Below are 12,035 nucleotides of genomic sequence, written 5' to 3' on the forward strand. Positions count from 1 at the left end.
GAAGAGAGACGGTCTATAGACAACTTCCGCTTCGGCTGACAGACGTGGCGAGGTAGCTCAGTTGGTTAGAGCATGCGGCTCATATCCGCAGAGTCGGAGGTTCAAGTCCTCTCCTCGCTACCAGCACTCAAAGGCCCGCAAGGCATTGACCTTGCGGGCTTTTTCTTTGCACTCAGACAAAACGGCGAGTCTGGTTGCCGGTCGAGTACAGCACCCCTGCACCGGAACGCGAACCGCAGGAGCAGCTCCTGATTCCGGCCCGACAAGAAACCCCTTGCCAACCTTGGGTGACGACTTATATAGATCTGAGTCCGTTTTGATATTTGATATGGGGGCGCACTGGTTTCGACGGGGATAGCAGAAGCCAGGGTTGCAGGCCGAGGTTGGTCGATGGCCTCGTAAAAATCGACCTAGCACACAAGTGCCAACAATGACTACGACTACGCTATGGCTGCCTAGTTACTAGGTAACTGTAGTTCCAGGACATGATCCTGGCGGCTCCCTGGGCCTACGCCCGATAAACCAGGAGAGTCGACGACACCCCTCGGGCTAGCTCTGCGCGGCCACCTGTCCCGCACCGAGCGAAACTTCAGGCAGGCATGGCATGCGGCCGCCCGGTCAGGGGCAATCCGCCTGCCGAGACAAGAAACCTGACCTAAGCCTGTAGACGCCTTGAGCCGATCGTTCTCGGACGGGGGTTCGACTCCCCCCGCCTCCACCAGTCAATTGTAAAGATTGACTTTTTGTCAAAGAAAAGGTTCATAGCAAGCCATGTGCAAGGTTTTAGTACAAAACCTAGTACAAAAAGAGGTTAGCTATGGGCCTTTTTTTATGCCTCCAAGGCAACACCTATCACTTCCGAATAGCCGTTCCCAAATCACTTCGCCCATATCTTGGTAAACGCGAAATCAAAAAATCCCTTTGCACCGGAAATAAACTTGTAGCAAGGGGGAATTCTTTGATATTAGGCGGAAAAGTTAAAAGAGCAATAAGCCTCGCGAGAATCACAATGAGCAACGACAAACTATCTGAAATTGAAAAGTCTGAAATCATAAGAGGTTTTTTCGATTTTCTTCTAAAGGTTCAAGATCGCCATCTTGACACTGATTATTCAGATTACCCAATTCTTCGTTTGCTTGAGAAGGAGATGGGGTTAAATGTTCAGCCTTGCATCAGTGAAATGAGAAACAGCGAAGAAAATCAACTAAATAAAGCGATTAAAAACCATCATGATAAAGATTTTGAAAATCTAAAATTTTTAGTTGAAGCATCTGCTTTATATCATGAACAAAAATTGCCCAAAGGAGCATTTTGTGGCAGTTTTCTTAATGCTTTATCGCTAGCACAAATAGACGCAACCAAAATCATTATTGCCCGCAAACAAGGGAATAATCCCCCCATTCCTGAACAATATCGAATAGATAAGCCTTTTAATGAGCAACATCGGAACGTAACGCCTACGGAGTTTGAAAAAACAACATCTGTATCTCTAACAAAAGTCACAAAAGTCATTGAAGAATATTCAAAAGACAGGCTAGCCATTGGAAAATGGACTGATAAAACAAGAGAAGAAAACCACGCACTTTATAACAATTTCTTAGAATTCGCTGGCAAAGACATTCGATGTGCTGACATCAACTATCACCTCATCAGTGAATTCAGGGATGCGTTAAAAAGGCTTCCTGCCAACAGAAAAAAATCTAAAAAATATAGGAGAAAAACAATTGCTCAAATCATGAAAATGGACGTTCCCAATCCAATGTCCATCACAACAGTAAATAAAAACCTCAACAGACTTTCTACCATTCTCAACTTTGCGGTGAAACTCGGCTATATGCCCACAAATCCAGCCGAAGGAATGGAAATACCGATTACCGAAAAAGACTCTGAACAAAGGAACATTTTCGACAATAGCGACCTACAAAAGCTTTTTAACTCTGAACAGTATTATAATGATTCATTTCTACACCCATTTATGTTCTGGGCATGCCCTATTGCATTATTCACAGGCATGCGACAAACCGAAATTGCACAGTTACATCTATTTGACATTTATGAAAAAGATAGTATTTGGGTTGTCAATGTGAATGACAATGCAAAAGACAAAAAGGTAAAGAATAGAAATGCAAGACGACTTATTCCACTACATTCATTCTTGGTGAATACCTTAAATCTTCCAAGGTATGTCAAACATTTGAAAGAGCAAGGGCATAAACGTCTATTCCCAGAAATCAACTACCACAGAGATGGATACGGACAAGCCGTCAGTCGTTGGTTTAATGGTCATGGAGATGGAGTTACAACAGGCTACAAAAAAAACTGTGGAATAACAGATGGGAAAAAGGTCTTTCATTCATTCCGGCATACAGTCATCAACCATTTGAAGCAAAAGCAAGTAGACGGCACCCTACTCCATGAATTCGATGGTCACTCATTGGGAACAATGACCTATGACCGTTATGGGAAGGCTTTCACCCCAGAACTCATGTATGAAAAAATAGTGAGCCAGATCACATTCGACAAGGAATTGGACCTGGCTCACTTGATGAAGTCAAAATATGTTATAGATTAGAATTCGTTTTACCGATTCAGTTTATCCCAATTTTGTTTTCACGCTTACCTTCTTCCCAACTCAAAAATAAACCTTCAACCCCATCTCATTTATGCTCTCGTCCTCGTGTAGATACCGGGAAGAGGCTCTTTTTAAGACACTTTAGATTGAAAAAGGTATCCACATGGCCCAAAGGGGGTAAAATGCGTTCTAGAGATTCTATTTCTTTACTATCCTGTAAGATCACTCAAGGTTGTTGCGGCTCTAGCGTTAATCTTTGAAGGGCTGTAATTGATTGGTGCTTCTAACGCTTTTCAGCCCCTTGCCATCATTACATTTTATCGGGCAGCACTTTTCACAAAAAAATATGCAAATGCGAAAAGAAGCGACCAGCCCAAATATTTAAAAAATAAACGCTTTTTTGAGATTATAGCACCGGCTGGCATGGATGCTTCTATGTACTCAATGTCTGACTCTCCTGATCGTAATGGTAAAATAAATCGATCCCGAATAGTAACACGAGGCACTTGCTCACTTCTAAACATAAAGGCAATCTCGATAGAGGCACCAGAGTAAACCATGCCTCCAGCGAAATATCCTTCATACCAATATGAAGCTTCAACTTGGTTGTTCTTGTTCGATATATATGTAGGAAGACCGATAGCTATATTTACATTTGGACCTGAATTTGTAAGCTCAGCAAAAACAAGCGTACAGTTCCCAATACGTTTCATATGCTGATTATATTCTATGTTTGAAATTCTTAAAGCGTATGAACCGCACATTGTCTTTATATTTGTTTGAAAGACATCTTTTCCTTCTAGAAAAACTTCCGATACATTCTTTTGAAGTTCATTCCAACTCCACCATAATGTGCTTGTAGTCTTTATCAGATTGTGCGCTGGTTTCGTAAAATCAGATGTTGTTATGATGAGGGCACTATTACATCCATAATAACTTTTTGCTCCTATTACTTGATTAACATTTTTAACATCAACTTTGTTTTTTTTGTGGTATCTTTTTACCTGAACTGCTATTTTAGTGCCATTTTTACTGACTATTATGTCAGCTCCATAGTCTCCCGAGTATGAGGTCGGCTGCACTTCGTAACCTTTTTTGACGAACAAATACGCAATAAAGTCTTCAAAATCCAATGGGTCCATGTCTTGGAATCGTATAGGTAGCGAATGTTGCAATATTTGTTTTATTTTCAGTTTCGAGAAATCAGTTTTTGGCATAACACTCTCGTTTAAAGAATATAAAAAATGTTCATTATCAAATTGTATTTGGTTCGATTTCTGAGCCACAGTGCTTGCATTTAATTGCTTTTGCTTTAATTAGCTCTGCACAGTAAGGGCATTCTTTTTCTTTTTGTGATGTTTGAATTCTGTTATAAGTCAAGTCACAACATGTTGAACACCAGCCTTCTTCTTCTTTGACTTTACCACATTTCATACAAACATATTTTGAATTGCATTCATTGGTTTTTATTTCGCTTGTTGTATTTTGAAAATCGTCTTTGGTGATAAGAATATGAACCAAGGCTATAGGCCAGATGATTAGTCCATAAAAAAACCATGCGATTGCACCTTTTCCTTTTGAATTGGCTATCATCGCTACAATTATTGCCATTATAATCCAAAAAGCAATCAACATTTCGACTCCCTTTTACGAGCGGCTAGGGGTGATTCTTATAAATTGTTTACCCATTACACTTGTTTTCTGTCACTGTAAACTTTTGAAAAAAAATGTGCCGCCCTCCCTACTGGCCGATACGGGGCCGGGGGGTTGACGATCCAAAGGAGGGGGGGGGGCAGGTCTCTGTGTTTCAATAATGAATTGCCCATACATCAATGAATAGAATTTCTATTTCGCGTTTTAGGTCCGTTCTGGCAGGGTGATACCTATTTCTTTCTAAAATGCCGCCAGAGCGCTCGTATGAAGAAATTCGGGCATATCTGTGTAAGGGGTCAAGGCTGGTTTTCATCTCTGCGAACAAATTACCTCCAAGTGGTGGCTCTTGTTCCTGTCCAGAAGGTACACCTTGTGAGACTCTCTGCCGGACCTCGGCAATCCGTATTTCACCGTGTCACAAAAGGTTGCAATCTAATTTCTTGACACACTTTCCCATATTGTCTAGAGGTTCATTTACACAGCGCTTCAAACAAAGGGGAACAGAAATGACTAACATCGGTTACATCAGAGTGAGCAGTGTAGATCAAAAGACAGATAGGCAGCTTGACGGCGTGAAGCTCGATGAAGTGTTTAAAGAGAAGGCCAGCGCAGGGACAATGAAACGCCCTGTTCTGGAAGAGTGTATGAGATTCGTGAGGAAGGGGGACATACTCCACGTTCATTCTATCGACCGCCTTGCCCGTAACCTTGGCGACCTCCTGTCCATCCTCAAGACCCTGACGGGCAAGGGGGTGGCCTTAGAGTTTCATAAAGAACGCCTGACGTTCACCGGGGAGGACAACCCTTTCCAGACTCTCCAGCTTCAAATCATTGGTTCTGTTGCTCAGTTTGAACGAGCTATTATCCGTGAGCGTCAGCGTGAGGGCATAGCCAAGGCACAAGCCAAGGGGAAGCATTGCGGCAGGAAGCCCACGCTCACGCCTGAACAGGTGCAAGAAATCAGGGATAAGATTGCGGCAGGAGCGGAGAAGAAGGCATTGGCCACAGAGTACGGGGTCAGTCGTCAGACCCTCTACAGGATACTGGGGGGGTGAGGGGGAAGAATTTCGTATTACAATCTGTATTACAGGGGCGGCTCTCTATCCCGCCTTCTCTGCTGGGAATGTACTTATTTACAGGGAATACAAATTATTGGCGTAAATGGTTTTTGAGATTTTAGTATTTCTCTTATTGGCACTGTGCTACAAAAAATGAGTTATTTACTGTTTAAAGTAAAATTATTCTTTAAAGCGTTTGTAAAAGCTCTTTTGAAACTGTTGGTCGCTCAGTAAATACAGCCCAACAGCATGAATTAAGCTAATGTCTTAATTTGTCACTGTATGAAAGCATGGTTCTATCAGTTTCAAATGTTTTTGGAACAACGGAGGAACCAAAACGATTGTTCTTTTGTGCGGCCATTTTTTTTTGATTTTCTTTTGCTAGATAAGATACTCTTTTAAAACATTTTTTGAATTCAACCCCTTCTCGCTCACTCCTTTTCAGCATGTAACTAGATACACCTTTTTCATTTTTATATTTGTTACATCTATCACCTATGCCTTCATATCCATCTGAGTGCCTTGATATAAACGCTATCCACTCATTAAATATATCACTTTGCAATCTATATGCGCTTTGATACTTAGAGCCATCGACACATATGAAGAGATGATAATGAGACTTGCGCGTCGATGATTCTTCTTTTACCCAGAAATATTTCCAAAATATGTTTTTTCGCTGTTGTTTCTTTGTGTAAAAAGACAAGAATTGCCTTAGAATTTTATTGTCTTTTAATATGTTGTGATTTTCATTATGCTTTGATCGTGCATTTAGATCAATTCGAAATAACAGAATCTTCGAGCGTTTAGACAAGCAGTAGTGGATAAGTCTATATGAACGCTCTAGAATGTGCTCGTAACAGCCAGAGTTACGAGTGTCTATTGGGAGGTTGTTCCAACTCTCGTAAGTTACTTTCCGTTTTATTAGCTTTGGCATTATACACTCCAAGTCAAGAGCTAGATATGAGTTCTAAAGTAGCCCCATTAGATAATACTATAATACCCGCTGAAATTACAGAAGCAGGCGATTGAAAACCATTCTCATTTGCGGGCTTTCACTCCCAAAGAGTTCAAAAGAGGTTGACTGACTTAGGGGCATGTTTTCATCTTATTTTTTAGCATGTTAATTATATTTTTTGTATTTTAACAATCATAATTTTCTCTTTAAGGCTTACATATCCCGCAAGGTTTGAATCCTGCCTGAATTGCTTCCTGCCTATTCTGGAAAAGCTCTGTGCAGTTTTTGCAATTGAAGTACCTACATCCTTGATCGTGAAAGACTCGCGACTTGTTGTTGCCGTGAAAATACACACTGCGCACACCCTCTGAACACCCTTAAGAACACGTGTATTGCCCCCTGTGAGGCATCCTGAGTCGAAAAAAGTACCACATAGCTCAAAGGGGGTAAAATGCGTTCTAGGGGCTACAGTTATTAGTATATATGGCAAGATCATTGAAAGTTGTTGCGGCTCTAGCGTTAATTATTGATTTGGGAACTTTGTAGAAATATCTGCCTGTGAAGAGGCAGAGGTTTCAAGCGATGATTTCAAATACCCATTGTAAATCAGCTTAGCCAATCTTCTTAAGCGTTCGAATCAAACCATCTTGGTCATACAGTTGCAAATTCCCTTCGCTGTCAATAAAATACATTTCACCAAATTCGCTAAACTGGTTTTCGAACAATTGTTTGCACTTAGTATCTTGCACAATACAAAATCGATACCCCTTACTATGCGAAGGATTAACAGCAAGAATAAATTTTGAATCTTCTTTTTTAAGCGTGTATGTTGCCCCCTCTTGAATTTCATCAATCCACGATCCTAGATCATCAGCAGCGAGATTAATTTGTTTTTTAAGCAAGGCTTCATTTGTAATAGTTAATCCTAACTCAACCTGCAAGTGAGGATTGAATATCCCTACAGCCCAAGCATCATCTGTAGTTGGATGTTGACTAGGGAGATAAAAGCTAAAGTGAGAAAAAATACATTTTTTCCCTTTTAGCTTGTGAAGCGACTCGCATATCTTCGAAATTTTATCTTTTGATAATTTCTGCTTTAACAGAATGTCGGCAGTATATTTATTGCTTCCATCGCCTGTTTCATTAATAATTTCATAATATTCGTTCACTCTAGCTCCCTCCAAAGACGTATGAAATTTAGCGGCATTTGCCTTGTATTCGAAACCTTCTGACACTAATAACTTATTTTGTTAATACATGGCTAAAGATGTTGTAAGCAGTTTTGTTAAATCGAGTTCTTTATTAAACTATAAAGTTTTATGGTGCTTGCGATGTTGTTTTTCTGAGTGGAGGAAACTGTAAAATCACTAGTACCTTCATTCCCATAAAACCGGATGATTGTCTTGTTAGATTGACTGATTTTCTCTGCAACAGTGTATAATGTGTTTGACAAATCCCCATCAAAAGTTTCCCACACTCTGTCAGTACTGTCTCTGTCAAAATTTAACGAAGGAGAATTGTAAACATATTCGTCAGCAACTACGCTAAATCTGTTTACAAACAACCAATCATAAGCATGATAGGTTAATTCAAACCTACCCCAGACTTCTTTGTTTCGTATTCCTAAATACACTGACACAGAGCACCAAGTCTGGTCTTCATTGCTATGCCTGTTGCTAATAAAATACTTTTTGTCAAATTCTTTGTATGACACACTATAATCAAGCAAATACTCTGCAACTTGGATTTTGTTTTTTGACATGTTTTCTACAAGTTTTCGAATATTGTCTATGTCGTGCTTCTTAAGAGTTTCACCCGTGTTGGTAAAATAGTTGTTCCAGCGTCGATCATAAGATACAAATTTGACAGACGACCCCTTTATGAGGGGTTGTCCAACATAGGCAACATCCTCCATATAATCAGAATACCACATAATATCTGCATGCTTAAAATTTGAGCCAAGCGGTTCATGGCTATACTCTCGATAGTAAACCGTTTTTCCTGTTTGCAAAACAAATGCATAATAGTTATAATTGTCTATTTTAATTGGTTTTTCTTGTGATAAATACCCACGCAGCATAGAGTATTTTCCCCAATTATCCATAATTTCATTACTACCTGGGTAAGTGACAAAGTAAGTATTGAAATTGTCGCTAGCCAAATGGATAAGAATAATTTCCCGTTTTCCATTTGCTTTATATGAATGGAATTGGTTTTGGCTTGTTGAATAATTTTGTATTGCTTCAACTGAGGTCACTGTCGTTGAAGTCAAATCAATATTCACTACTGGAGTAAGTATGTTGATAGGCATTGACTCCAATTCTGCTTTTATAGAATTCATTCTAATTTGAAGTGTTTTGGAGTCAGCATGGTCATTTTGATCTCTATATGATGTATAATTTCCCGATTGGTAATCAATGTATTGGCATGAGGCAATTACTAGAACAGCATCATCCATTTCGATCATTTTGAATTCAATGTGGGCTTTGTACAATCCGTGTGAAAAAAGTGAAGCCTTAGTCCACAATTTTTGCAGTTCGTTTTCAAATATTAATATATTGTTGGTGTCCGAAACGGTTGTGAAGCCTTCCGCTGCCATCATGTCTTTAAACGCATCAATCATTTGCCGTGAATATGGTCTATCAATTACAACCTCAGGTTTGCCACTAGTCGTAGAATGATTCACTTTTATTGTACTCGCGCATCCAGAGAACAAGATCGATATGGCGAATAATATGCAAATTTTTCTAACCACTCTAACTCCATTGGTTTTTTCATTAAGTCTAACTAATTCCATGTAACATATCTGCGATTATTGACTATGTAAATACCTGGCCCAGAAATGTGCCTCCCTACTGGCCGATACGGGGCCGGGTGGTGAAGATATTCAGAACAATGCCCCACATCTTGATTCCCCTCCAAGAAACCAATTGACAAGATTTTCTTTTAGTACAAAGCTAGTACAAAGGCGGGTACAGTTAAAAGCTATGGACCTATTATTTAAACGCTTTTTTACCGACTCCCCCCGCCTCCACCACCCCCATTCATACCACGAAGCCCTGATCGACTCCATCGATCAGGGCTTTTTGCTTTGGGTCGGGAGACCCTGCTATTGCGGAACCTCTACCATGTCGTCCTTCGCCTCTGCATCCCTCCTCTAGTCAAACCATCCGGTTTTCTTCAGGCATTGCCTACCGAAGGGCTCATGGAAGTGTTGGAAATGAAATGTATCGTCGTTTCCTGGCTGAGTAAATAATGGAAGAAAAGACTCTTGACAAAGAAACCGTACGGATGGTATTTTTCTATTTTGTGCTTAGCTGGCTGTAGCCGGTACAGAGCGTTAACTCTGACTGAAAGCGACAATGAAGCAGTCAAATCTATACACAAATACACATTGCAACAAAAGTTTACAGAAATCCAACACCGGTTTCTGCTGGCGGACGCCCGCGCCACGCGCCACAAGTCCGGAGGGTTAAGGGACAAAATCATCCATGAAAAGCAATATTGATAACAGGTATCTATTAGAGCGTGGCCCGATTAGCAGGGTCTTTCTGAAGTACTCACTACCAAGCGTTGTCACGATGGTGTTTTTTGGCGTACAAACCCTGGTAGACGGCGTAGTGGTGGGAAACCATCTAGGGCCGGACGCTTTGGGAGGAATCAACATCATAATGCCGCTGTACAGCTTCATCATGGTGTTGGCTCTGATCGTCAGCATCGGAAGCCAGGTTTTGGTCAGTATGGAGCTGGGGCGCAAAAACTCAGACATGGCCCAGGACGCGATGTCTACTGGCTTCAGAACGTTGGTAGGAATAAGTTTGATTGTCACGGTGATTCTGCTGCTGTTCGCTGAGCCGCTGACCAAACTGATGGGTGCTGACGAGCGGCTGCTGCCGTTCTCTCTTGCCTACCTTAAAGGGCTGGTGCCGTTCATCTTGCCGCTGACCCTATGCTTTTATTCCGACGCCATGTTGAAGGCATTAGGGCATCCCAGGTTTTCGATGATCATCATGTCGTTAAGCGTGGTAATCAATGTTTTGCTTACCTTTTGCTTCGTGATCTGGCTGGGATGGGGCAATACTGGAGCGAGCGTGGCCACCGGTGTCGCTTTCACCATCGGGTTGCTGATTTCTGGCAGTATTACCTTCAATCCCAAACAACGGCTGTCGATGCTGAAGGGGCATTTTCGTATGCCGCTCTTGCGACGTGCCATTTACAACGGCTCATCTGAAGGCGTTTCGGAAATGGCGGCCGCGGTCAGCATCCTGATCATCAATCTCACCGTAGTTCGCCTCTTGGGGGCCGATGGTGTGGCCGCGTTCACTGCTATCAACTACATCAACTTCACGGGCGTATTGCTGTTCCTTGGTATTTCGGATGGCCTAATCCCGGTGCTGAGCTACAATTACGGAGCTGGAAACTACCAGCGGATCAAGGAGTTATTTCGTTTTGCCGCGGTGATCAACATGAGCATCGGGGTCATGGTGTTCATAGTGCTGCAGGTGTTTGGGGGGCATGCGATCCTGTTGTTCTTCGACGACAGCGAAAGCCAGGCATTCCAGATCGCGGTTGATGGCTTGCACCTCTTCGCTTTCGTATTTCTTGTCAACGGACTCAACGTGCTGATCATCGCCTACTTCACCGCACTGGGCAAAGCGATGATTTCAATCATTATTTCTGCGGCGCGCGGGTTGGTATTCGTGCTGGTCGGCGTCACCGTGTTGCCTATATTTTTGGGCATTGCTGGTGTGTGGGCGGCTATCCCGTTGGCTGAATTGCTGACACTGGGAGTTGCACTCATGCTGATTTATAGGACACACAAAAAATTGTTTTGACATGTATAGACGGATGCTAAACAACAGGGTTAACCGTGAAAAGCAATTTTGATATGTCTTTTAGTACACATGGCTAATCACTGTACTTGACTTTAACTGATTATGCTTCAGAAAAGCGTGGAGACATCTTATGGCAACAGCTCATAAACGGAAAAAACAACCTGAAATAGTCCGTAGCAAGCTTATTGAGTGTGCCGTGCGCATCATCGTTGAACAAGGGCCTAATGCTGTTACAATTCAGGCCGTCGCTGATGCTGCTGGTGTCACGAAAGGTGGCTTACTGCATCATTTTCAAGACAAGAAGCAACTCAGCAATGCTGTGTCAAAATATCTTTTATCTCAGATGGACGCAGAGATTAACCTGCTAATGTCTCAAGATTCAGTCGAATATGGGCGATTTACCAGAGCTTACATCAATGCAATTTCGCAAGATCTCGCATCCGCTCAAAGCGAGCAGTGGATCGCTTTGGCCATCTATTCTATCACTGAGTCTGAATCGAAAAATATGTGGAACGAATGGATAAAAGAAAAGCAAAGGCTGTATTACGACACGGATTCAGACAAAATGCTGCAAGTTCTCAGATACGCCGCAGATGGAATATGGTTTGAGGCTCTATTGGGGGATGGTTATCAAAGTGGGCATTCTAATTTGATATCTTGTCTTGTCAAAATGACATACAATTTAGAGGTTGATTTTTTTATAGATAGTATCAAAAAATAACTAATGGCAACTTTTGATCTATGTCGCTTTTGGCTCTGTTCAAAATGAAATAACAGGAACTGTCAATCAAGGGTTCGCTTTGGGGCGTGACCCTTTGGAATAGCCCCTGGATGTACAGAGATAGTATTCACCTGACACCGCCGCCCCTGGCGGGGTGAGTTACGCTGCTTCTTCGGTTTCCGTTTTCTTGCCTTTCACGATGCCGTCCAGGAAGACCTGGTTCGGCGTCCGTCCCTGC

Annotated in this window: 10 protein-coding genes, 1 tRNA gene, 1 other RNA gene and 1 pseudogene; 7 read left to right on the forward strand and 6 right to left on the reverse strand. The window is 41.9% G+C overall.

What is annotated here, in order from left to right:
* Nucleotides 1-46 precede the first annotated feature (46 nt).
* From GKC30_RS11635 to GKC30_RS11645, 4 genes and pseudogenes are all read left to right on the forward strand, one after another.
* Nucleotides 47-123: transfer RNA gene (locus tag GKC30_RS11635), tRNA-Met, on the forward strand.
* Nucleotides 124-330: 207 nt separating this feature from the next.
* Nucleotides 331-721, forward strand: a transfer-messenger RNA (tmRNA) gene (ssrA, locus tag GKC30_RS11640).
* Between the two features lie 96 nt (nucleotides 722-817).
* Nucleotides 818-991 (forward strand): annotated as a pseudogene (locus GKC30_RS15230) (DUF6538 domain-containing protein); the annotation flags it as partial.
* An 18-nt stretch (nucleotides 992-1,009) separates the two neighbouring features.
* On the forward strand, nucleotides 1,010-2,572 hold the full coding sequence (locus tag GKC30_RS11645; protein WP_196772863.1) for a site-specific integrase: 1,563 nt from the start codon (nucleotides 1,010-1,012) through the stop codon (nucleotides 2,570-2,572).
* A gap of 317 nt (nucleotides 2,573-2,889) precedes the next feature.
* Here the strand turns inward: GKC30_RS11645 and GKC30_RS11650 are convergent, their stop codons facing one another.
* Nucleotides 2,890-3,789 carry a restriction endonuclease gene (locus GKC30_RS11650; protein WP_155934904.1) on the reverse strand — a complete coding sequence of 300 codons (900 nt, stop codon included), beginning with the start codon at nucleotides 3,787-3,789 and terminating at the stop codon, nucleotides 2,890-2,892.
* Nucleotides 3,790-3,826: 37 nt separating this feature from the next.
* Nucleotides 3,827-4,207: a zinc ribbon domain-containing protein gene (locus GKC30_RS11655; RefSeq protein WP_155934905.1), complete on the reverse strand. Its 381-nt coding sequence runs from the start codon at nucleotides 4,205-4,207 to the stop codon at nucleotides 3,827-3,829.
* Between the two features lie 524 nt (nucleotides 4,208-4,731).
* On the opposite strand from GKC30_RS11655, the gene GKC30_RS11660 reads away from it, so the two are divergent.
* Nucleotides 4,732-5,280 (forward strand): recombinase family protein, encoded by a 549-nt coding sequence (locus GKC30_RS11660; protein WP_155934906.1) that lies wholly within the window; start codon nucleotides 4,732-4,734, stop codon nucleotides 5,278-5,280.
* Between the two features lie 262 nt (nucleotides 5,281-5,542).
* On the opposite strand, the gene GKC30_RS11665 is transcribed toward GKC30_RS11660, so the two are convergent.
* The 4 genes from GKC30_RS11665 to GKC30_RS11680 all read right to left on the reverse strand — a co-directional run bounded on the left by GKC30_RS11665 (nucleotide 5,543) and on the right by GKC30_RS11680 (nucleotide 9,038).
* The gene (locus GKC30_RS11665) at nucleotides 5,543-6,220 is read right to left on the reverse strand and encodes a YagK/YfjJ domain-containing protein (protein WP_155934907.1); all 678 of its coding nucleotides are present in this window, start codon (nucleotides 6,218-6,220) and stop codon (nucleotides 5,543-5,545) included.
* A 227-nt stretch (nucleotides 6,221-6,447) separates the two neighbouring features.
* The gene (locus tag GKC30_RS15035; protein ID WP_367614107.1) at nucleotides 6,448-6,603 is read right to left on the reverse strand and encodes an Ada metal-binding domain-containing protein; all 156 of its coding nucleotides are present in this window, start codon (nucleotides 6,601-6,603) and stop codon (nucleotides 6,448-6,450) included.
* Between the two features lie 249 nt (nucleotides 6,604-6,852).
* Nucleotides 6,853-7,410 carry a hypothetical protein gene (locus tag GKC30_RS11675; RefSeq protein WP_155934908.1) on the reverse strand — a complete coding sequence of 186 codons (558 nt, stop codon included), beginning with the start codon at nucleotides 7,408-7,410 and terminating at the stop codon, nucleotides 6,853-6,855.
* A 116-nt stretch (nucleotides 7,411-7,526) separates the two neighbouring features.
* Complete coding sequence (locus tag GKC30_RS11680) at nucleotides 7,527-9,038, reverse strand: hypothetical protein (protein WP_155934909.1); 1,512 nt, start codon at nucleotides 9,036-9,038, stop codon at nucleotides 7,527-7,529.
* A gap of 694 nt (nucleotides 9,039-9,732) precedes the next feature.
* Here GKC30_RS11680 and GKC30_RS11685 point away from each other — a divergent pair.
* Entirely contained in the window at nucleotides 9,733-11,076 is a 1,344-nt protein-coding gene (locus GKC30_RS11685) for an MATE family efflux transporter (RefSeq protein WP_155934910.1), read from the forward strand.
* A 130-nt stretch (nucleotides 11,077-11,206) separates the two neighbouring features.
* Nucleotides 11,207-11,797, forward strand: coding sequence for a TetR/AcrR family transcriptional regulator (locus GKC30_RS11690; RefSeq protein WP_155934911.1), 591 nt, complete (start codon nucleotides 11,207-11,209; stop codon nucleotides 11,795-11,797).
* Nucleotides 11,798-12,035 lie beyond the last annotated feature (238 nt).

The organism is Pseudodesulfovibrio alkaliphilus (assembly GCF_009729555.1).
GTDB lineage: Bacteria > Desulfobacterota > Desulfovibrionia > Desulfovibrionales > Desulfovibrionaceae > Pseudodesulfovibrio > Pseudodesulfovibrio alkaliphilus.

What these genes read in the sequence shown, in the direction of transcription:
- GKC30_RS11660 (WP_155934906.1), top strand. Translation starts at nt 4,732, where the DNA reads ATGACTAACATCGGTTACATCAGAGTGAGCAGTGTAGATCAAAAGACA.
- GKC30_RS11665 (WP_155934907.1), bottom strand. Translation starts at nt 6,220, where the DNA reads ATGCCAAAGCTAATAAAACGGAAAGTAACTTACGAGAGTTGGAACAAC.
- GKC30_RS11655 (WP_155934905.1), bottom strand. Translation starts at nt 4,207, where the DNA reads ATGTTGATTGCTTTTTGGATTATAATGGCAATAATTGTAGCGATGATA.
- GKC30_RS11685 (WP_155934910.1), top strand. Translation starts at nt 9,733, where the DNA reads ATGAAAAGCAATATTGATAACAGGTATCTATTAGAGCGTGGCCCGATT.
- GKC30_RS11645 (WP_196772863.1), top strand. Translation starts at nt 1,010, where the DNA reads ATGAGCAACGACAAACTATCTGAAATTGAAAAGTCTGAAATCATAAGA.
- GKC30_RS11690 (WP_155934911.1), top strand. Translation starts at nt 11,207, where the DNA reads ATGGCAACAGCTCATAAACGGAAAAAACAACCTGAAATAGTCCGTAGC.
- GKC30_RS11680 (WP_155934909.1), bottom strand. Translation starts at nt 9,038, where the DNA reads ATGGAATTAGTTAGACTTAATGAAAAAACCAATGGAGTTAGAGTGGTT.
- GKC30_RS11650 (WP_155934904.1), bottom strand. Translation starts at nt 3,789, where the DNA reads ATGCCAAAAACTGATTTCTCGAAACTGAAAATAAAACAAATATTGCAA.